The sequence below is a fragment of the Agarivorans sp. Toyoura001 genome (assembly GCF_005405585.1).
Lineage (GTDB): Bacteria > Pseudomonadota > Gammaproteobacteria > Enterobacterales > Celerinatantimonadaceae > Agarivorans.
This window is the reverse complement of record NZ_BJEQ01000014.1, coordinates 47,404-69,272: the sequence shown is the minus strand read 5'-3', so window position 1 is coordinate 69,272 and position 21,869 is coordinate 47,404. Positions and strand designations below refer to the sequence as shown.

The following is a 21,869-nucleotide window of genomic DNA, read 5'->3' as shown; positions in this document are numbered from 1 at the left end:
CGCTTTGTAATTATGGGTAAGGGCTTCGGCCCTCATCCAAGACCGTAGGTGCTTAATCGCTTAATTCCCTACGTAGATGGTGAGGAAACCCAAGAATAAATTTTTATTCTGGAACGCCAAACCGTAACGGCCTCTAAAGCTTAATGATTTAGAGGGAAGTAAACACCAGATTTATCTGGTATTGGATCCAGGAGTAAAGCCAATGGCCTTAAGACTCGAAGACAAAAAGCAAATTGTTGCTGGCGTCAACGAAGCTGCCAAAGGTGCACTTTCTGCAGTAGTTGCTGATTCACGTGGCGTAACTGTAGATGCGATGACTTCACTTCGTGCTAAAGCACGTGAAGCTGGCGTATCTATGCAAGTGGTACGTAATACCCTTGCTCGCCGTGCAGTAGCTGGCACAGACCTAGAATGTCTTACCGATTCATTCTCTGGTCCTACTTTGATTGCCTTCTCTAACGAGCACCCAGGTGCTGCAGCGCGTCTGTTAACAGATTTCGCTAAAGAGCAAGACAACTTTGAAGTACGTGCAGCAGCATTTGAAGGTGCATTAGCAGACGTTAACGTTCTTGCAAAACTACCAACTTACGACGAAGCAATTGCCAAGTTAATGGCAACTATGAAAGAAGCTTCTGCAGGCAAGCTGGTACGCACTCTGGCCGCATTACGCGACCAAAAAGAGTCAGAAGCAGCATAACTTGCTTGTTGCTACATTATTTTATAAATTTAATTGAATTTAGGAATTTGAGTCATGTCTATCACTAAAGACCAAATTATCGAAGCTGTTGCTGAAATGTCAGTAATGGACGTTGTTGAACTAATCGAAGCTATGGAAGAGAAGTTCGGTGTTTCTGCAGCTGCAGCTGTTGCTGTTGCTGGTGACGCTGGTGCTGCTGCTGAAGAGCAAACAGAATTCGACGTAATCTTAACTGCTGCTGGCCCTAACAAAGTTGCTTCTATTAAAGCAGTTCGTGGCGCTACAGGTCTTGGCCTGAAAGAAGCTAAAGGTTTAGTTGATTCAGCTCCTGCTACTGTTAAAGAAGCAGTATCTAAAGAAGAAGCTGAGACGCTTAAAGCTGCTCTTGAAGAAGCTGGTGCTTCTGTTGAGCTTAAGTAATCTACCTATAAGTAGATTACAGCCTTTATAGGCTATGGCTGGTGGTTAATTGACCACCGGCCTTTTTGCGCTGTAAGACGCCGTCTTTTTTATCACCGTTTTAGATGGTGCGTCTAGCAAAAAACGTTGGGATGTATTTCCAGCGAAAACCGACAAACGGTATGTAAGAACTGTCCCAGATATTGAGGACAGAGTGGGTCACTTATCAGCGAGCTGAGGAACCATATGGTTTACTCTTATACAGAGAAAAAACGCATTCGTAAGGACTTTGGAAAACGTCCTCAAGTAGTGGACACGCCTTACCTGCTTTCAATACAGCTTGACTCTTTTGAGAAATTCATAGAGATCGATCCTGAAGGCGAGTATGGGCTGGAAGCTGCATTCCGCAGTGTATTCCCGATTGCCAGTTATTCAGGATATTCAGAGCTACAATATGTTAGCTACCGTCTTGGCGAGCCGGTTTTTGACGTTAAAGAATGTCAAATTCGTGGAGTCACCTACTCTGCTCCCTTGCGCGTTAAACTGCGCTTAGTGTTATTTGATCGTGAAGCTCCGGCTGGCACGGTTAAAGACATCAAAGAGCAAGAAGTTTACATGGGTGAAATCCCATTGATGACAGGTAACGGTACTTTTGTAATTAATGGTACTGAGCGTGTTATCGTATCCCAATTACACCGTAGTCCTGGTGTGTTCTACGATCACGATCGTGGTAAAACGCACTCTTCAGGCAAGGTGTTATATAATGCTCGAGTTATTCCTTACCGTGGTTCATGGTTAGACTTCGAATTCGATCCTAAGGACAACTTGTTTGTTCGTATCGACCGTCGTCGTAAACTTCCAGCATCTATTATCTTGCGCGCGTTAGAAATGACTACGCAAGAAATTCTAGAAACCTTCTTCGATACCACCGCTTTTGAACTAAAAGACGGCAAGGTAATGATGGAGTTGGTTCCTGCGCGTTTGCGTGGTGATACTGTTTCTTTCGACGTGATGTTAAACGGCGAAGTATTAATCGAAACAGGTCGTCGTGTAACTGCACGCCACATTCGTCAGTTGGAAAAATCAGGCGTCGAGCAAATCGAAGTGCCGGTTGAGTACCTAGCCGATAAAGTATTGGCTGAAGAATATATTGATGAAACTACTGGTGAAGTAGTTGCAGAAGCGAACAGTGAATTAAACCTAGAGTTAATTGCTGCGTTATCTGAAGCGGGCCACAAGGTTCTAAAAACCATTTACACAAATGATTTAGACCATGGTTCATTTATCTCAGATACCTTACGCGTAGATTCTTCAACTAACCGCCTTGAAGCGCTAGTAGAAATTTACCGCATGATGCGTCCTGGTGAGCCACCAACAAAAGACGCTGCAGAAGCCTTGTTCGAGAACTTGTTCTTCAATGGCGACCGTTATGACTTGTCTACGGTTGGTCGTATGAAGTTCAATAGCCGCGTTGGCCGTGAAGACGGTTCAGTAGCTGGCGTGCTTGATAAAGACGACATCGTTAAGGTAATGCAAACACTGATTGAAATTCGCAATGGCCGTGGTGAAGTTGATGATATCGACCACCTTGGTAACCGTCGAATTCGTAGTGTTGGCGAAATGGCTGAAAATCAATTCCGTGTTGGTCTAGTGCGTGTAGAACGTGCAGTTAAAGAACGCCTAAGCCTTGGTGACCTAGACGCGCTAATGCCACAAGACTTGATTAACGCTAAGCCTATCTCGGCTGCGGTTAAAGAGTTCTTTGGTTCAAGCCAGTTGTCTCAGTTCATGGACCAAAACAACCCGCTTTCTGAAGTAACACACAAGCGTCGTGTTTCTGCATTAGGTCCGGGTGGTTTGACTCGTGAACGTGCTGGCTTTGAAGTACGTGACGTACACCCTACGCACTACGGTCGTTTATGTCCGATCGAAACTCCGGAAGGTCCAAACATTGGTTTGATTAACTCGTTAGCGGTTTATTCGCGCACCAACGAGTTTGGTTTCCTAGAAACCCCTTACCGTAAAGTTATCGATGGCCAAATTACTGACGAGGTAGATTACTTGTCGGCAATTGACGAAGGTACTTACGTAATCGCTCAGGCGAATGCTGAAGCCGACGTAAATGGCAAAATGGTAGAAACAGATTTAGTACCTTGTCGCCACAAGGGTGAATCAACTTACATGCCTACTGACCAAATTCAGTACATGGACGTAAGTCCTCAGCAGATTATTTCTGTTGCTGCATCGTTGATTCCATTCTTAGAACACGATGATGCAAACCGTGCATTGATGGGTTCAAACATGCAACGTCAAGCTGTACCAACCCTACGAGCTGATAAGCCATTAGTAGGTACTGGTATTGAGCGAGCGGTTGCAGTTGACTCTGGTGTAACTGTTGTGTCTAAACGTGGCGGTACGGTTGATTACGCTGATGCGAGTCGCATCGTAGTTAAAGTAAATGAAGACGAAATGCTTCCTGGCGAAGCGGGTATCGACATTTACACCTTAACTAAGTACACCCGTTCAAACCAAAATACCTGTATTAACCAACGTCCAGTGGTTAAAGCTGGTGAACCGGTTTCTAAAGGCGACGTACTAGCAGATGGTCCTTCAACTGACTTAGGTGAGTTGGCGCTTGGCCAAAACATGCGCGTAGCGTTTATGCCTTGGAATGGTTACAACTTTGAGGATTCAATTGGTATCTCTGAGAATGTAGTAAAAGAAGATCGCTTTACTACTATTCATATTCAGGAGCTAAGTTGTATCGCTCGTGATACCAAGTTAGGTACTGAAGAGATTTCTGCAGATATCCCTAACGTAGGTGAGTCAGCGCTAAGCAAGCTTGATGAGTCAGGTATTGTTTATGTTGGTGCAGAAGTTAAACCTGGCGACATTCTGGTTGGTAAAGTTACACCTAAAGGTGAAACACAATTAACCCCTGAAGAGAAACTCTTGCGAGCCATCTTTGGTGAGAAAGCGTCTGATGTTAAAGATACATCACTACGTGTACCGAACTCTGTATTTGGTACCGTAATCGACGTTCAAGTCTTTACTCGCGATGGCGTAGAAAAAGACAAGCGTGCTCAAGAAATTGAGTCTATGCAGCTTAAAGAAGCGAAGAAAGATTTAACCGAAGAATTCAAGATTCTTGAAGAAGGTATCTTTGCTCGTGCTAAGTCTGTATTGATTGCAGCCGGTAAATCAGAAGCTGATTTAGATCGCCAGCAACCAGCAGATTGGCTAGAAGCAGCATTAAGCGATGAAGACGCTCAAACGCAGCTAGAGCAAATTGCTGCGCAATATGACGAAATCAAAGCTGAATTCGACAAACAGTTCGACATCAAGCGTCGTAAGATCACTCAAGGTGATGACTTAGCGCCTGGCGTACTGAAAATTGTTAAAGTTTACCTAGCGGTTAAACGTCGCATTCAACCTGGTGACAAGATGGCGGGTCGTCACGGTAACAAAGGTGTAATTTCTACCATTGTTCCACGTGAAGATATGCCGTATGACGAAACTGGTCGCCCAGTAGACATCTGCTTGAACCCACTAGGTGTACCATCGCGGATGAACATCGGTCAGATCCTAGAAACCCACTTAGGCTTAGCGGCTAAAGGTGTTGGTGAGAAAATCGACGAAATGCTGAAAGTTCAGCGTGAAATCGAAATGGATAAACTGCGTGATTTCATCCAAAAAGTGTACAACGTAGGTGATGACGCGCTTAAAGTTGACGTTGCAAGCTTCACTGATGAAGAAGTAATGACACTGGCGAAGAACTTACGTGGCGGTGTGCCTATGGCAACACCGGCATTTGATGGTGCTAAAGAAGCTGAAATCAAAGAGCTATTACGCTTAGCCGATTTGCCTGATTCAGGTCAAATCGTGTTGTGTGATGGCCGTACCGGTCAAGAATTTGAGCGCCCTGTAACTGTTGGTTACATGTACATGTTGAAACTTAACCACTTGGTTGATGACAAGATGCACGCTCGTTCTACTGGTTCTTACAGCTTGGTTACTCAGCAGCCTCTTGGTGGTAAAGCACAGTTCGGTGGTCAGCGCTTCGGTGAGATGGAAGTATGGGCACTTGAAGCATACGGTGCTGCTTACACCTTGCAGGAAATGCTAACGGTTAAATCAGATGATGTTAACGGTCGTACTAAGATGTACAAAAATATCGTTGATGGTAATCATCAGATGGAACCAGGCATGCCTGAGTCGTTCAACGTGTTGCTTAAAGAGATCCGTTCTCTTGGTATCAACATTGAGTTGGACGAGCTGTAAGCACAGGACTTCACCTGATTTAAAAGCAAGGCGGGCGTTTCATTAGAAACGCCCCAGGTTTAACTCCAACTTGGAGAGAAACGTGAAAGATTTACTTAAGTTTCTTAAGCAACAAAGCAAGACCGAAGAGTTTGAAGGCATTAAAATTGGCCTAGCTTCACCTGATCAGATCCGTAGTTGGTCTTTTGGTGAAGTTAAAAAACCTGAAACGATTAACTATCGTACCTTCAAGCCAGAGCGTGACGGTTTATTCTGTGCCCGTATTTTCGGCCCAGTAAAAGATTACGAATGTTTGTGTGGTAAATACAAACGTTTGAAGCACCGTGGTGTTATCTGTGAGAAGTGTGGCGTAGAAGTTACACAGTCTAAAGTTCGCCGTGACCGTATGGGACACATTGAGCTAGCGTCTCCTGTGGCACACATCTGGTTCCTTAAGTCGTTACCATCGCGTATCGGTTTATTACTAGATATGACGCTACGTGATATTGAGCGCGTACTTTACTTCGAATCATTTGTAGTGACTGAGCCTGGCATGACCAGCTTAGAGCGCGGCCAAATGTTGACCGAAGAAACGTACTTAGACTCTCTTGAAGAATATGGCGATGAGTTCGAAGCTAAAATGGGTGCTGAAGCTGTACTAGCTTTACTACGTCATTTAGACCTTGATCAAGAAATCGAAGTAATGCGCGAAGAGTTACAAACCACTAACTCTGAAACTAAGCGTAAAAAGACCACTAAACGTCTTAAGCTTATGGAAGCGTTCCGCGATTCAGGTAACAAACCTGAGTGGATGATTATGACCGTATTGCCGGTTCTTCCACCAGATTTGCGTCCTCTAGTTCCACTAGATGGCGGCCGTTTTGCTACGTCTGATTTGAACGACTTATACCGTCGTGTAATCAACCGTAACAACCGTTTGAAGCGTCTATTAGACCTAGCTGCTCCAGACATCATTGTACGTAACGAAAAGCGTATGCTGCAAGAAGCAGTAGATGCCTTGTTAGACAACGGTCGTCGTGGTCGCGCAATTACCGGTTCTAATAAACGTCCGCTTAAATCTTTGGCTGATATGATCAAAGGTAAGCAAGGTCGTTTCCGTCAGAACTTGCTAGGTAAACGTGTAGATTACTCTGGTCGTTCGGTAATTACCGTTGGTCCTACACTGCGTTTACACCAGTGTGGTTTACCTAAGAAAATGGCACTTGAGCTGTTCAAGCCATTCATCTACGGCAAGCTAGAGCTTCGTGGTCTTGCGACTACGATTAAAGCTGCTAAGAAGATGGTTGAGCGTGAAGGTGGTGAGGTTTGGGATATTCTTGAAGAAGTTATCCGTGAACACCCGGTATTACTTAACCGTGCACCAACCTTGCACCGTTTGGGTATTCAAGCCTTTGAGCCAGTGTTAATTGAAGGTAAAGCGATTCAATTACACCCGCTAGTATGTGCGGCTTATAACGCCGACTTCGATGGGGATCAAATGGCGGTACACGTACCGTTAACCCTAGAAGCACAGTTAGAAGCACGTTCGTTGATGATGTCTACCAACAACGTACTATCGCCAGCTAACGGTGAGCCAATTATCGTACCTTCGCAAGACGTTGTATTGGGTCTGTACTACATGACCCGTGAACGTGTAAATGCTGAAGGTGAAGGTATGTACTTGTCTGGCCCTAAAGAGGCAGAGAAGTTATACCGTGCTAAGCAAGCCAGTATTCATGCCCGTGTAAACGTGCGTATTACTGAAGTTGTGGTAGCTGAAGATGGTTCAAAAATCGAAAAGACTGAAATCAAGCAAACCACCATTGGTCGTGCCATTTTATGGTTAATCGTACCTAAAGGTCTGCCTTTCGAACTTGTTAACCGTTCAATGGGTAAGAAGCAAATCTCAGGGTTGCTGAATACTTGTTATCGTAAACTTGGTCTTAAGCACTCAGTTATTTTTGCTGACCAATTAATGTACACCGGTTTCCATTATGCAACCTTGTCTGGTGCCTCTGTAGGTATTAACGACATGGTTATCCCTGATGCTAAGAAAGACATCGTGGAAGAAGCCAGTGACGAAGTAAGCGAAATCCAAGAACAGTTCTTAGCTGGTTTGGTTACCGCGGGTGAGCGTTACAACAAAGTTATCGATATTTGGGCTTCGGCCAACGAAAAAGTATCGAAAGCGATGATGGACAATCTGTCTACTGAAACGGTACTAAATAAAGACGGCGAAGAAGAGAGTCAAGACTCTTTCAACAGCATCTTTATGATGGCCGACTCTGGCGCACGTGGTAGTGCCGCTCAGATTCGTCAGTTAGCGGGTATGCGTGGTTTGATGGCTAAACCGGATGGTTCGATTATCGAAACTCCGATTGTGGCTAACTTCCGTGAAGGTTTGAACGTACTTCAGTACTTCATCTCTACTCACGGTGCGCGTAAAGGTTTGGCCGATACTGCATTGAAAACAGCGAACTCGGGTTACCTAACTCGCCGTTTAGTGGACGTTGCACAAGATTTAGTTGTTACCGAAACCGACTGTGGTACCGAAGAAGGTATCTTGATGACGCCTCATATCGAGGGTGGTGATGTTGTTGAGCCACTACGTGAGCGTGTTCTTGGTCGTGTATTGGTTGGTGATGTCATTAAGCCTGGTACAGACAATGAAGTACTGCTTAAAGACAAAACCTTGCTTGACGAGAAACTGTGTGACCTTCTTGAAGAAAACTCAGTGGATACCGTTAAAGTTCGCTCAGTAATTAGCTGTGCTAACGACTTCGGTGTTTGTGCACTTTGTTATGGTCGTGACCTAGCTCGAGGCCACTTGGTTGGTCGCGGTGAAGCGGTAGGTGTTGTTGCAGCTCAATCTATTGGTGAGCCAGGAACACAGCTTACCATGCGTACCTTCCACATTGGTGGTGCGGCATCGCGTGCGGCAGCCGAGAACAGCATTCAAGTTAAAAATGCGGGTTCAATCAAGCTACATAACGCTAAAGTTGTTACCAACAACGCTGGCAAGCTAGTAGTTACATCGCGCTCTACGGAATTGACCATCATTGATGAAATGGGTCAAACCAAAGAAAGCCATAAACTACAATACGGTAGTATTTTAGAAGTGATTGATGGTGGTGCAGTTAAGTCTGGTGACGTTGTTGCCAACTGGGACCCGCATACACACCCAATTATTACTGAAGTACCTGGTAGTCTTAAGTTCGTAGATATGGTTGAAGGCATCACTGTAAGCCGTCAAACCGATGAACTTACCGGCCTTTCAAGTATTCACGTACTGGACCCTAACGAGCGCCCAGGCGCTGGTAAAGAAATGCGTCCAATGGTGAAACTGGTTGACGGTTCTGGAAACGATGTACTGATTGCTGGTACTGACATTCCTGCTCAATACTTCTTACCGAGTAAAGCCATTGTTAACTTGGAAGACTCTGCAGAAGTGGGTGTTGGTGATGCGATTGCTCGTATCCCTCAAGAATCAAGCGGTACTAAAGATATTACCGGTGGTCTACCTCGCGTAGCCGACTTGTTTGAAGCGCGTCAGCCTAAAGAGCCTGCTATTCTTGCCGAAGTCAGCGGTACCATTAGTTACGGTAAAGAAACTAAAGGTAAACGTCGCCTGGTGATTACTCCTAGTGATGCCGACGCTTATGAAGAGATGATTCCTAAGTGGCGTAACTTGAACGTGTTTGAAGGTGAGAAGGTTCAAAAAGGTGAAGTTATCGCCGATGGTCCTGAGTCTCCGCACGACATCTTACGCTTACGTGGTATTAGCCCTGTAGCAAACTACATCGTAAACGAAGTACAAGACGTATACCGTTTACAAGGTGTGAAAATTAACGATAAGCACATTGAAACTATCGTGCGTCAAATGCTTCGTAAGTGTTTGATTCTTGATGCCGGCGATTCTAGCTTCTTGCTAGGTGAGCAAGCTGAAGTAGCGCGAGTGAATATTGAAAATCGTCAATTAGTTGCTGATGGCAAACGCCCTGCGGTTTATCGCCGTGAGTTGTTAGGTATCACTAAAGCTTCTCTATCAACAGAATCGTTTATTTCTGCTGCTTCATTCCAAGAAACGACTCGCGTGCTTACTGAAGCTGCAGTGGGTGGTAAACAGGATGAGCTACGAGGCTTGAAAGAAAACGTTATTGTTGGTCGCTTGATACCTGCGGGTACTGGTTATGCTTACCACGAAGAACGTCGTAATAAAGCAGAAGCCCCTGCGCCTATCACTGCCGATGAGGCTGCTGATAACTTAGCTGCTTTATTAAACGCAGCGCCAGACGCAGAGTAACTTGCTCTAGTGAAAAAAAGGCAGCCATTGGCTGCCTTTTTTTATGCCTTTTGTTTCCGCTTCATTCGTAAAAAATTTGACAAGTTTGCTTGTTAGTCACAGACTCCGATTTTAAAAGTGATTAAAAATAAGAGCATATTATGAGCAAGCAAATTGTATCTACCGAGTCAGCTCCAGCTGCTATTGGCCCATACTCGCAAGCAACTAAAATTGATGAGTTAGTGTTTACTTCTGGCCAAATTCCACTAGACCCTGCCACTATGGAAGTAGTTGCCGGTGGAATTAGTGAACAAACCAAACAAGTGATGGAAAACCTGATGGCAGTGCTAGCCGCAGCGGAAGCTGATGCATCTACAGTGTTCAAAACAACGTGTTTTCTTAGTGATATGGCTAATTTTGCTGCTTTCAACGATGTATATGCCAGTTATTTCCCTGAAAGTGCGCCTGCTCGTTCATGCGTAGAGGTTGCTCGCTTGCCTAAAGATGTTTTGGTTGAAGTTGAAGCTATTGCTCATATTAAGTAATCCAAAATGAGCCTCTCTTATACCTTAGTTGTTACCAGCCCCCTTTATGGCAAGCAAGGCAGTGCTACCGCGCTTAACTTTGCCAATGCGCTAGTGGCCGAAGGGCATCAACTCAAAACGGTATTCTTTTATTTAGACGGCGTAACTAATAGTCTCAGTACTAGCTTGCCTGCAAGTGACGAAGTGGACATACATCAATGCTGGATTGAGCTTAAAAACAATAGTGGTTGTGAATTATTGGTTTGCAGCGCTGCGGCATATCGTCGTGGCGTAGTGGCCAAAGAAGACCTTGAAAATCAAGCTGTCGAGTCGTTTAACATGAGTCATCAGTTTACTATGTCTGGGTTGGCTGAAATGGCCACCGCTATGTTAAGTAGCGACAGGGTGGTGCAACTATGAGTAAGTCCTTGGTGTTTGTATTAGGTGCCGCTCCTCACGGTTCTAGCCTGGGGCGTGAAGCCTTAGATGCGGCTTTAGCATCTTCTGCGGTATCTGAAGATGTTGTGGTTTTCTTTGAAGGCGACGGAGTTTGGCAGCTGGTTAATAATCAAGACACTGCTGCCATTCTGCAACGTGACGTATTGCCTACATATGGCTTACTGGATTTATACGACGTAGAAGAGATCTTTATAGATACAGCCTCTATGCAGGAGCGAGGCTTAGCCTTAGATCAACTTGCTATTACAGTGAGAGCTTTAGATTCCAAAGAGTTCTATTCACGTCACTGTAACGCCCATGCAATATTGAGGTTTTAGCATGCTGCATATTATGAGACATCCTTACGCAAGTGAAGTGTTTGAGCGTTGTTTGAGCGAGCTTGATGGCAGCGGTCACCTCGTACTAACTGAAGACGCGGTGTACGCTTGGCTGCGCAGTGACCCGCGTTTGCTGGAACTAGAGCAGCAAAGTAGGTTATCGGTGCTAAGTGCCGATGTGAGTGCCCGCGGTATAGAAGTACGCGATAAAGTGTTAGTGGATTACCAAGCCATGGTGCAACTAAGCGTTACACATCACCCTGCCTTAACGTGGTGAGCGAAGCTCTCAACCATGAAAAATATTAGCCTGTAAGCTTGAGCAAGCCTTGACACTTTTCCTGCGAGCGCATAAAATTTCGCCTCCCCAAAATTGGGGTAGATTTTTCACACGTTAAAAAGTAATTTCAGGAGCTATTTAAAATGGCAACGATTAACCAGTTGGTTCGCAAGCCACGTGCAAGTAAGGTTGCTAAAAGCAACGTACCAGCACTAGCTGCGTGTCCTCAACGCCGTGGTGTATGTACTCGCGTATATACTACCACTCCGAAAAAACCTAACTCAGCACTACGTAAAGTTGCTCGTGTTCGTTTAACTAACGGATTCGAAGTAACATCTTACATCGGTGGTGAAGGTCACAACCTACAAGAGCACAGCGTAATTTTGATTCGCGGTGGTCGTGTTAAAGATTTACCAGGTGTGCGTTATCACACCGTACGCGGCGCATTAGACTGTGCTGGCGTAAGTGATCGTCGTCAAGGACGTTCAAAGTACGGCGCTAAACGTCCTAAGTCATAACGGCTCTCCGTTAAGTAAGGCCAAACATTTAGTTATAGCGAAATTTTTTTAAAATTCGTTTTGGGGAAACCTGAAGCATACCGGAGATATTCAAATGCCTAGACGTCGAGTGATCGGTCAACGCAAAATCTTACCAGATCCTAAGTTCGGATCAGAACTTCTGGCTAAGTTCATCAACGTAGTAATGGTTGATGGGAAAAAATCTATTTCAGAAAAGATTGTATATGGTGCATTAGACGCTGCCGCTGAGAAATCAGGCAAGTCTCACCAAGAGATCTTTGAAATGGCTCTTGAAAACGTGCGCCCAACGGTAGAGGTTAAATCTCGCCGTGTTGGTGGTTCTACTTACCAAGTACCTGTTGAAGTACGCCCAGTACGTCGCAACACATTAGGTATGCGTTGGATGGTAGATGCAGCACGTAAACGTGGTGAAAAATCTATGGCTTTACGTCTAGCGGGTGAAATCCTAGACGGAGCGGAAAACAAAGGTTCTGCGGTTAAGAAACGTGAAGACGTTCACCGTATGGCTGATGCAAACAAAGCGTTTGCACATTACCGCTGGTAATTGGTTGCACAGCTGCTTAACGCAGCTGTGCGGCTTTCTATGTGAGACTAAGGATGTTTCCTTAGCAAGAGGATAAGAATGGCTCGTACAACTCCTATTGAGCGCTACCGTAATATTGGTATTGTTGCTCATGTTGACGCTGGCAAAACAACAACCACAGAGCGTGTTCTTTTTTATACCGGTCTATCTCACAAAATAGGTGAGGTGCATGATGGCGCAGCCACCATGGACTGGATGGAACAAGAACAAGAGCGCGGTATTACCATTACCTCTGCGGCTACCACTACTTTTTGGCGTGGTATGAACGCACAGTTCGATGAACACCGTGTAAACATCATTGATACTCCAGGGCACGTAGACTTCACTATTGAAGTTGAACGTTCGTTGCGCGTATTAGATGGGGCAGTAGTTGTGTTTTGTGGTTCATCAGGTGTTGAACCTCAATCAGAAACAGTCTGGCGCCAAGCTGATAAATATTCAGTTCCACGAATGGTATTCGTGAACAAGATGGATAGAGCTGGTGCAGATTTTGAGCGAGTAATCGAGCAAATCCGTGATCGCTTAGGCGCAAATTGCGTGCCTATTCAACTTAACGTAGGTGCTGAAGACGGATTCGTTGGTGTAATTGACCTGATTAAAATGAAGGCAATTAACTGGAACGAAGCTGATCAAGGTACCACCTTCAACTACGAAGATATCCCTGCAGATCTGCTTGGCCGCGCTGAAGAGCTACACGAAGAACTCGTGGAAGCTGCAGCAGAAGCTAATGACGAGCTGATGGATAAGTACTTAGAGGAAGGCGAGTTAACTGAAACCGAAATCAAGTTTGGTTTGCGTACGCGCACGTTAAACAATGAAATCGTGTTAGCGACTTGTGGTTCGGCATTCAAAAACAAAGGCGTTCAAGCAGTGCTTGATGCTGTTGTAGAATATTTGCCAGCACCAAATCACGTTGCCGCAATTAAAGGTTTGGACGAAAAAGACAACGAAGTTGCCTGTCCAGCTGACGACGATGCGCCATTTGCAGCATTGGCGTTTAAAATCGCAACCGACCCATTTGTGGGAACGTTGACCTTTATGCGGGTTTATTCGGGGACGGTGGAAACCGGCACTGCGGTGTATAACTCGGTTAAACAAAAACGTGAGCGTTTAGGTCGTATGGTGCAAATGCACTCAAACGACCGTAAAGAGATCAAAGAAGTTCGTGCCGGTGATATCGCCGCTGCGATTGGTCTAAAAGACGTAACCACGGGTGACACTTTATGTGATATGAACAATAAAGTTGTTCTTGAGCGAATGGAATTTCCTGAGCCAGTAATTCAAATTGCTGTAGAGCCTCGAACCAAAGCAGACCAAGAAAAAATGGGTGTTGCTTTAGGTAAATTGGCCGCTGAGGATCCATCGTTTCGCGTAGAAACTAACGAAGAATCTGGACAAACCCTTATCTCAGGTATGGGTGAGTTACACTTAGATATCATCGTAGATCGCATGAAGCGCGAATTCAGCGTGAATTGTAATGTAGGTAAACCTCAAGTTGCTTATCGCGAAGCGATTCGCAAGCAAGTTGAAGTGGAAGGAAAGTTCGTTCGTCAATCTGGTGGTCGTGGTCAATACGGTCACGTTTGGTTGCGTATGGAACCTCTAGAGCCAGGTGCTGGTTACGAATTTGTCAATGAGATTGTGGGCGGTGCGGTTCCTAAGGAATACATCCCAGCAGTAGACAAAGGCTGTAAAGAGCAAATGGATCAGGGTGTGCTGGCAGGGTACCCGCTACTTGATGTTAAAGTCACTTTATTCGATGGTTCATTCCACGATGTTGACTCTAACGAAATGGCGTTTAAAATTGCCGGTGCAATGGGCTTCAGAAAAGGCGCATTGGATGCTGATCCAGTACTGCTCGAGCCGATGATGAAAGTAGAAGTTACTACCCCTGAAGATTGGATGGGCGATGTAGTGGGTGACTTGAATCGTCGTCGTGGCATAATTGAAGGCATGGACGATGGGGCTGCGGGCTTAAAGATTATTAAGTCTAAAGTGCCGCTGTCTGCAATGTTCGGCTATGCTACAGATCTACGTTCGGCTACTCAGGGGCGAGCCTCTTACTCTATGGAATTCCTAGAGTATAATGAAGCGCCGAAAAACGTTGCTGATACTATCGTAGAAGCAAAGTAAACTAATTCAACTATGATTGATCTGTCTCGAGTGAGGCAGGTTGGAATGGAAAAGAAGGTACATATCGTGTCTAAAGAAAAATTTGAACGTAATAAACCGCATGTAAACGTTGGTACAATTGGCCACGTAGACCACGGTAAAACTACACTAACAGCCGCTATTACTAACGTACTTGCAAAAGTATACGGTGGTGAAGCTAAAGATTTCGCAGCAATCGATAACGCTCCAGAAGAGCGCGAGCGTGGTATTACGATTTCTACTTCACACGTAGAGTACGATACTCCAAGTCGTCACTACGCACACGTAGACTGTCCTGGACACGCCGATTACGTTAAAAACATGATCACTGGTGCTGCACAAATGGACGGCGCTATCTTAGTAGTAGCTTCTACAGATGGCCCAATGCCACAAACACGTGAGCACATCCTGCTTTCACGTCAGGTTGGTGTACCTTACATCATCGTATTCATGAACAACTGTGACATGGTAGATGACGAAGAATTACTAGAATTAGTAGAAATGGAAGTTCGTGAACTTCTATCTGAATACGAATTCCCTGGTGATGACATTCCAGTAATCCAAGGTTCAGCGCTTAAAGCCCTAGAAGGTGAAGAAGCATGGGAAGCTAAGATTGTAGAGCTTGCAGAAGCCCTAGATACTTACATTCCTGAGCCAGAGCGTGACATCGACAAGCCATTCCTACTACCTATTGAAGATGTATTCTCAATTTCAGGTCGTGGTACAGTTGTTACTGGTCGTGTTGAGCGTGGTATCGTTAAAGTTTCAGAAGAAATTGAAATTGTTGGCGTAAAAGAAACCACCAAAACAACTTGTACTGGTGTTGAAATGTTCCGCAAGCTTCTTGACGAAGGTCGTGCTGGTGAGAACTGTGGTATTTTGTTACGTGGTACTAAGCGTGATGACGTACAACGTGGTCAAGTACTTGCAGCTCCTGGCTCAATTACTCCACACACCAAGTTTGAAGCTGAAGTATACGTACTAAGCAAAGACGAAGGTGGCCGTCATACTCCTTTCTTCAAAGGTTACCGTCCACAGTTTTACTTCCGTACAACTGACGTAACAGGTGCTGTAGAGCTTCCTGAAGGTGTTGAAATGGTAATGCCAGGCGACAACTTGAAGTTTGTTGTAGAGCTAATCTGCCCAATCGCGATGGACGAAGGTTTACGCTTCGCAATCCGTGAAGGTGGCCGTACAGTAGGTGCGGGTGTTGTAGCTAAAATCTTCGAATAAGAAGACTTAGTGCAATAGAAAGAAAGGTCGCTTAGGCGGCCTTTTTTGTTTTTATTGTTTACATTTATTCGACTAAGGGTTACAGGCATAAGTTATTATAAAGATAACCCAGCGCTTTTCGGGGGCGATAAAACTTCCTTTATACGAATTAATTCTTTGCTAATACTGTATTAGGTCATTTTTTTTGTATATGCTGGTTTAATAACAAACTGATTTGTAGTAGATTTCTTGGCAAATTTGTTAGTAGTTACACTTGGAACGGTGTAGCTAAAATATACAGGGAAAAGTATGTTTAAGAGCAGTAGAGCGAATTTAGCCGCGTTATTTATTATTGCATCAACTCTTGGTGCGTGTGGAGGCGACGGTGTCGACCTAGGAGGCGGAAATAGCGGTTCAGAAGGTGGTGTCCCTAAAGAAGCGGGTACAGCTGTAGCCCTATTAAATTTATATCATTCAACCGTAGAATTGCTTCCATATTATTCGTATCTTCCAAATTTATTTAACCATATTGGTGAAAAAGACAAAGGTTTAGCTTTCTATACAAGTAGTACATCAACGATTTTCTCTGAAGATATATGGAAAGAGGTTGATTCTTACCCTGTTTACTTTGCTGTAAACGATGCCAATAGTAACCAGCCCTTAGGTAAAGCTGGATCAACCTTTGATATTCCTGCAAGAAAGTTTAGCCTTATTACCACATATGGCAGTGACCGCTCTGATGAAGGGCTGAGGTTTATGCATGTTCCATTTTTGGACAGTAAGCCAGCGAATGACAAAGTGAATGTGAGATTAGCTAATACTTATAGTTCTGAAAGTTTTGAAGGTCCTGTCGATTTTTATTTGACCCCTGAAGATGGCGGGAACTTAGTATTAGTAGCCGCTTCGGTTGAAGTAGGAGAAATCAGTTCTGTTATTACTATTAACGCCCACCCAGATGGTAACAAATTAGCGCTTCTTCCCGCTGGTTATGACTACCCGTCAGACCCTCTGAATGAAGACAATTGGCTATTCTACAATGATGCAACTGACGGCCACCGTTTGAATGGTGGCAGCAATTACGTGATTTATCCAGTAAACGTTGGAGCGCCGACTATACCTACACAACCTGAAAACGAATCTCGTTTTTTGTATCCATTATTTGAATTTGTAATCGAAGCAAAATAGTGTTTAATAAATAGGTGGTTAAAGAGAGGCTTGTTGATTGAGTCTCTCTTACATAGTTTTACAAGTATGTGATTAGCTCCGCATACGGATTAAGTTAAAGAAGTATTTAAATTCCCTCTCAGCTATAGCTAATAATCATAAAGTCTTACATAGCTTCTGGTTTGTTTTACTTTCTCTCTATATTTAAAAAATCATTTCTATTCATAGGTGTTTACTCTATTCCCGTTATCAACTTATGATTGCATAGATAAGCATGGGGTTGTGGTTTTTTAGTTCTCCTGCATACTCATAAGTATAAAAGTGCCTTCCATTTATTTATCCAAGCAACCTTTGAGTAACGGCGTTAAGGAGGACGCGTTATGAAAATATTGATAGCCCTAAGTTTATTGTTGTGTACCTCTTTGGTAGCCGCTGAGCTGCCAAAACCAACCGACGAGCCTATCCTTACCATTGCCGGTTTAATTCAAAATAGTAATAGCGAAGGGGCGGCAGATTTTGATTTGAAAATGCTGCAAGCTATGCCGCAACACACTATTGTTACTCGTCATCCTTGGGTTGAAAGTCGTCATCACTATAAAGGCCCTAAAGTCTCTGATCTGCTTGAAATGGCAGGGGCTCGTTCTACTAAGCTCACTTTGGTTGCATTAAACAATTACGAAGTGGAGATTGAGTTTGACGATATTGCGGAATTTGAGCCTATTTTGGCTTGGTCTGATAACGACCGTGTGATGCGGGTACGTGACAAGGGACCGCTATGGTTAATGCTACCGATTGATAAACACCCAGAGCTTTTACAGATGCCATATAACGACTTTATGATTTGGCAGCTACGTAGCATTATTGTTAAGTGAGTTTAATTGTTGATGAATTGGCTTACTAGGCTTCCTCAAAAATACAAAAAAGGTTTAATTTCGCTGGTTGTTTCACTGTTCATTGTTAGTGCGGTGATCTGTGTTTATCAACTTAGGCAAATTATTCAGCTATTAGAGTCGCCCAAGTCCACAAGCTCTTGGTCTGTCGTCCAATTGCAAATGGAGCATCGACGCTTTGTTAATGCCTTACAGCTTTACCGCTTGAATGGCGTTAGCCAATCAGAGCTGATGCTGCGCTACGATATTTTGTGGAGCCGCTTCCCGGTTTTATTGGAAGGCCAGGAAACTGCAGGCTTTCAGAGCATTCAATCAGCTAAGCATTTAGTGCGGGAGTTGTTTCAAGAGGTGCAGCGTATCGAGCCGCTGTTGCGCGCTTTACCACCATCTCATGAAAAGTTCGAGCGTTTGGTCGAGCGCCTTGATCTGTATGCAGCTCCAATCAACACTTTGGTAAATCGTGAGTTTCAGCGTAATAGTGAATTTGATAAGAAAACCGACTTTAGGTTACTGCAGCTGCAACTGATTTTGTCCTTTGCGATTGGTGCGTTATTAATTAGCGGTTCTATTCTGATTGTAATGATTGTGCGCGAGAATCACATAAACCGTTATTTGGCTAATCACGATGTGCTTACTGGTTTGCCTAATCGCGCAGGTTTACGTGAATTTATCGATAGCCTAGAAGATAACCGCGGTGATTACGCCATTATGGTGTTGGACTTAAATGGTTTTAAAAGCATTAATGATAATTACGGGCATGAGTACGGCGATCGAATACTCAATTTGGTCGCGCAACGTTTAGGTGGCCAAATGCGCCACTGTGACTTTGCTGTGCGCTTAGGTGGGGACGAATTTGCCATCGTACAAACACGCGTGCGCTCTAATGAAGATTGTTCTGGTTTTGCTGAACGCTTAATCAATGTAATAGAAAAACCAATGTCTTTAGAAGGGCGTGAGTGTTTTGTTGGTACCAGTATTGGTATCAGCTTGGCCTTAGACAATGGCGAGGATTGGTTAACGATATTGGGACAGGCTGATACTGCGATGTATCAAGCTAAGCAGCAATTTCGATGCAGTTCTTGGCAGTTTTTTGAAGGCGAAATGCAGTTGGCTAAAGAGCGCGAACAACAATTGCTGAGCGAACTGCGAGCAGCGCTAGAACAACAAGATTTGAGTTTGTTTTACCAACCTATTGTAGATCTTACGAGTGATAAAGTAGTTGGAGCAGAAGTTCAAGCACGTTGGAAACATCCGATTTATGGCTGGATTGAGCAAGACGAACTAGTAAGCATTGCACATGCCAGTGGCTGTGTGGTCACGTTAGAGTCTTGGGTACTACGAGCTGCCACCCAACAGCTTAAACGCTGGCACCACGCGGTTGATCCTCACCTGCAATTGGCGGTGTCTATTTCCTCATCTACTTTACATACTGATTTATTAGTATTAGTGAATAAGGTACTGATAGAGAGTCGTATTCTGCCGCATCGATTAATCATTAATATCATTGATAGTGACCAGCAAATGCTGCTGGATTGTGTCGACGCTATTAGAGAATTACGCAGAATTGGTGTGAGTTTATCGCTGGATAATTTTGGCAGTGCAGAATGTCCTTTGGAGTTGCTAAATCACCTACCGGTGCAATATCTGCGTGGGGCCAAGTCTTTAATGGCTGAGTTACTAAATTCAAACGATAAACAGCCTATGTTAACGGCTACGGTGATGTTTGCTAATCGCTTAGGGGTGAAGCTGATGGTAGATGGCGTGGAGAACGAACAGCATCTAAATCAGCTTAAAGGCATTACCAAGGAAGTGTTTGTATTAGGGGCGGCCATTGCTGCTTGGGCGCAGGCCGAGGAATTTTCCCCCTATTTACGCGAAACCATTAAGCCGGCTATTGGCGAGTAAGTTGTTTAAATTCAACTAATAACTTATGCATTTGCTCAAGTTTAGCCACCATTACTTTTAGTTGAGTGACAAAGTGCTCATCGTCTTGGCATTCTTGTAACAATACCAAGTCACTGGCTAACTCTTCTACATAAGGTAAAAACTGGCGATGTTGGTCTTTAAACAAGCTACCTTTGAACAGCGCACTAAACTTGGCTTTACCTTGCTCTTGCTGCTGCTTTAACACGCTATCGGCATCAATGGCTTTATGGTAAATGTCTTTTAAGTTTTCTTGTATTTGCTCAACGAGCTTGGTTTTATCCATTGAAAAGGTCACTGTGTCTAGTTGAATGTGTGCTTGCTGGCTTAACCTAAAGTGTAGCCAACAAGCCCTATGGTTTTAGTTTAGCTCAAGCCGATGTCTATCGGTGTTTTACTGTTTTTACCGGCTTGCTCACGTGCTAAGCGTGGAACAAGAAAACCAGGTAAGCGTTGGTATAAGTCACGCATTATCAACACTGCTTGCTGTTCGTCAATATCGTAGTGACTCGCACCGGCTACTTTGTCCAACAAAAATAAGTAGTAGGGCAGAATGTTGGCAGAGAACAGTGCTTCGCTTAACGCTGTTAAGGTATCTACATCGTCATTGATGTCTTTTAATAACACCCCTTGATTCAACAGCGTTACGCCGGCTTGCTGCAGCTTGGAAAAGGCTGTTCGAAGTGGTTCGTTCACTTCGTTGGGGTGGTTAATGTGGCTCACCATAATGCTTTGTAAACGCGTATTGCTCAGCAATTCAACAAGTTCGGTGGTTATGCGGTTAGGTAACACTACCGGTAAGCGGCTATGGATACGTAATCGTGTTAAGTGGCTAATTTGCTCAAGTTGCTCTACCAGCCACGCCAATTGCTCGTCATTAGCCATTAAAGGATCGCCACCGCTCAAGATCACTTCGTTAATATTGCTATCGTTGGCGATGTAGTCAATGGCTTGCTGCCAACCTGCCTTGCTAGGGCTGTTGTCTTGGTAAGGGAAGTGGCGACGAAAACAATATCTGCAGTTTACCGCACAGCCCCCGCGTAAAATAAATAATACTCGGCTTTTATACTTGTGCAGTAATCCCGGTACGGCAGATTGGTGTTCTTCAAGCGGGTCTTCGGTAAAACCTGCGGCTTGAATAAACTCTTCTCGCTGTGGCAATACCTGCAGTAATAATGGGTCTTTAGGGTCGCCTACTTGCATGCGTTGTACAAAGCTGAGCGGTACTCGCATTGGGAATAATTTACGTGCTGCGATGTCTAACTGATAGTTTTCAGGGTCTAATTGTAAGTATTGCAGCAGATCTTTGGGATCTGTGATGGCGTTTGCCAGCTCTTTTTGCCAATTACCCTGCACAGCAGCGTCGTTTCGCGGTATTATTCGCAGCATTGAAATTGATATTACCTTGTAAGTAGAGGACCAAATGGCGTCATATAGTACCAGTGAATTCAAAGGCGGGCTAAAAATTATGCTCGACGGCGAGCCTTATGCAATTCTAGAAAATGAATTTGTAAAACCAGGCAAAGGCCAAGCATTTAGCCGCGTTAAATTGCGCCGTTTGTTAACCGGTAAAGTATTAGAGAAAACCTTCAAATCTGGTGAGTCAGTTGAAGCAGCAGATGTGATGGATTATGAATTAGCCTACCTGTATAACGATGGCGAATTCTACCACTTCATGAACAACGATACCTTTGAGCAAATTGCTGCAGATGAAAAAGCAGTGGGCGAGACGGCTAAATGGTTAGTTGAGCAAGACGTATGTGTTATTACCACTTGGAATGAAAACCCAATCTTAGTAACGCCTCCTAATTTTGTGGAATTAGAAGTAACAGAGACCGACCCTGGTCTGAAAGGCGATACCGCCGGTACGGGTGGTAAACCTGCTACGCTAACTACCGGTGCGGTAGTGCGTGTACCGTTGTTTATTCAAATTGGTGAAGTAGTAAAAGTTGATACACGCAGTGCTGAATATGTGGGCCGTGTAAAATAAGCGCTACAGTTAAGAAAAAGGGAGCCCTAGGCTCCCTTTTTTATTTGTTAATTTTTAGCAAAACTAGCGAATTTAGCTGTGTTTAAAGAACAAAATTATGTTTGCCAGTTGAATAAATCTTATGGTTCAATCGCTTTGATTTAAATCAAATTTTCACTTTGCGTAATCGCAATTTGTCTGCAATGCTTAATCTACCACATTG

At 44.2% G+C, this 21,869-nt stretch carries 18 protein-coding genes; 16 read left to right on the top strand and 2 right to left on the bottom strand.

The window, feature by feature from the left end; genetic code table 11:
- Window positions 1–202: 202 nt before the first annotated feature.
- From rplJ to FFR00_RS15575, 15 genes are all read left to right on the top strand, one after another.
- Entirely contained in the window at window positions 203–697 is a 495-nt protein-coding gene (rplJ, locus tag FFR00_RS15645) for a 50S ribosomal protein L10 (RefSeq protein ID WP_137674356.1), read from the top strand.
- A 54-nt stretch (window positions 698–751) separates the two neighbouring features.
- The gene (gene rplL / locus FFR00_RS15640; RefSeq protein ID WP_137674355.1) at window positions 752–1,117 is read left to right on the top strand and encodes a 50S ribosomal protein L7/L12; all 366 of its coding nucleotides are present in this window, start codon (window positions 752–754) and stop codon (window positions 1,115–1,117) included.
- 225 nt (window positions 1,118–1,342) lie between these two features.
- A complete protein-coding gene (gene rpoB / locus FFR00_RS15635) occupies window positions 1,343–5,377 on the top strand; it encodes a DNA-directed RNA polymerase subunit beta (protein WP_137674354.1) in 4,035 nt (1,344 codons plus the stop codon).
- 82 nt (window positions 5,378–5,459) lie between these two features.
- Window positions 5,460–9,659, top strand: a complete 4,200-nt coding sequence (gene rpoC / locus FFR00_RS15630) for a DNA-directed RNA polymerase subunit beta' (protein WP_137674353.1) — start codon at window positions 5,460–5,462, stop codon at window positions 9,657–9,659.
- A 140-nt stretch (window positions 9,660–9,799) separates the two neighbouring features.
- Window positions 9,800–10,183: a RidA family protein gene (locus tag FFR00_RS15625; RefSeq protein WP_137674352.1), complete on the top strand. Its 384-nt coding sequence runs from the start codon at window positions 9,800–9,802 to the stop codon at window positions 10,181–10,183.
- A gap of 6 nt (window positions 10,184–10,189) precedes the next feature.
- Window positions 10,190–10,582 (top strand): sulfurtransferase complex subunit TusD, encoded by a 393-nt coding sequence (gene tusD, locus FFR00_RS15620; protein WP_137674351.1) that lies wholly within the window; start codon window positions 10,190–10,192, stop codon window positions 10,580–10,582.
- Window positions 10,579–10,938 carry a sulfurtransferase complex subunit TusC gene (tusC, locus tag FFR00_RS15615; protein WP_137674350.1) on the top strand — a complete coding sequence of 120 codons (360 nt, stop codon included), beginning with the start codon at window positions 10,579–10,581 and terminating at the stop codon, window positions 10,936–10,938. The genes tusD and tusC overlap by 4 nt, the downstream gene beginning before the upstream one ends.
- Before the next feature lies 1 nt (window position 10,939).
- Window positions 10,940–11,215 carry a sulfurtransferase complex subunit TusB gene (tusB, locus tag FFR00_RS15610; protein WP_137674349.1) on the top strand — a complete coding sequence of 92 codons (276 nt, stop codon included), beginning with the start codon at window positions 10,940–10,942 and terminating at the stop codon, window positions 11,213–11,215.
- Between the two features lie 143 nt (window positions 11,216–11,358).
- A complete protein-coding gene (gene rpsL, locus FFR00_RS15605; protein WP_016404065.1) occupies window positions 11,359–11,733 on the top strand; it encodes a 30S ribosomal protein S12 in 375 nt (124 codons plus the stop codon).
- 94 nt (window positions 11,734–11,827) lie between these two features.
- The gene (rpsG, locus tag FFR00_RS15600) at window positions 11,828–12,298 is read left to right on the top strand and encodes a 30S ribosomal protein S7 (protein ID WP_137674348.1); all 471 of its coding nucleotides are present in this window, start codon (window positions 11,828–11,830) and stop codon (window positions 12,296–12,298) included.
- A gap of 78 nt (window positions 12,299–12,376) precedes the next feature.
- Window positions 12,377–14,470 carry an elongation factor G gene (gene fusA, locus FFR00_RS15595; RefSeq protein WP_137674347.1) on the top strand — a complete coding sequence of 698 codons (2,094 nt, stop codon included), beginning with the start codon at window positions 12,377–12,379 and terminating at the stop codon, window positions 14,468–14,470.
- A gap of 66 nt (window positions 14,471–14,536) precedes the next feature.
- The gene (gene tuf, locus FFR00_RS15590) at window positions 14,537–15,721 is read left to right on the top strand and encodes an elongation factor Tu (protein WP_137674395.1); all 1,185 of its coding nucleotides are present in this window, start codon (window positions 14,537–14,539) and stop codon (window positions 15,719–15,721) included.
- Between the two features lie 288 nt (window positions 15,722–16,009).
- Window positions 16,010–16,885, top strand: coding sequence for a hypothetical protein (locus FFR00_RS15585; RefSeq protein WP_137674346.1), 876 nt, complete (start codon window positions 16,010–16,012; stop codon window positions 16,883–16,885).
- A 359-nt stretch (window positions 16,886–17,244) separates the two neighbouring features.
- Window positions 17,245–17,736 carry a molybdopterin-binding oxidoreductase gene (locus tag FFR00_RS15580; RefSeq protein ID WP_137674345.1) on the top strand — a complete coding sequence of 164 codons (492 nt, stop codon included), beginning with the start codon at window positions 17,245–17,247 and terminating at the stop codon, window positions 17,734–17,736.
- Window positions 17,737–17,748: 12 nt separating this feature from the next.
- Window positions 17,749–19,659, top strand: a complete 1,911-nt coding sequence (locus FFR00_RS15575; protein ID WP_137674344.1) for a bifunctional diguanylate cyclase/phosphodiesterase — start codon at window positions 17,749–17,751, stop codon at window positions 19,657–19,659.
- Here FFR00_RS15575 and FFR00_RS15570 read toward each other — a convergent pair.
- Together FFR00_RS15570 and epmB are read right to left on the bottom strand one after the other, a co-directional pair.
- Window positions 19,646–19,963, bottom strand: coding sequence for a hypothetical protein (locus FFR00_RS15570; protein ID WP_137674343.1), 318 nt, complete (start codon window positions 19,961–19,963; stop codon window positions 19,646–19,648). The two genes, FFR00_RS15575 and FFR00_RS15570, sit on opposite strands and share 14 nt — an antisense overlap.
- An 80-nt stretch (window positions 19,964–20,043) precedes the next feature.
- A complete protein-coding gene (epmB, locus tag FFR00_RS15565) occupies window positions 20,044–21,066 on the bottom strand; it encodes an EF-P beta-lysylation protein EpmB (protein WP_137674342.1) in 1,023 nt (340 codons plus the stop codon).
- Between the two features lie 34 nt (window positions 21,067–21,100).
- On the opposite strand from epmB, the gene efp reads away from it, so the two are divergent.
- On the top strand, window positions 21,101–21,667 hold the full coding sequence (gene efp / locus FFR00_RS15560; RefSeq protein WP_137674341.1) for an elongation factor P: 567 nt from the start codon (window positions 21,101–21,103) through the stop codon (window positions 21,665–21,667).
- Window positions 21,668–21,869: the final 202 nt, after the last annotated feature.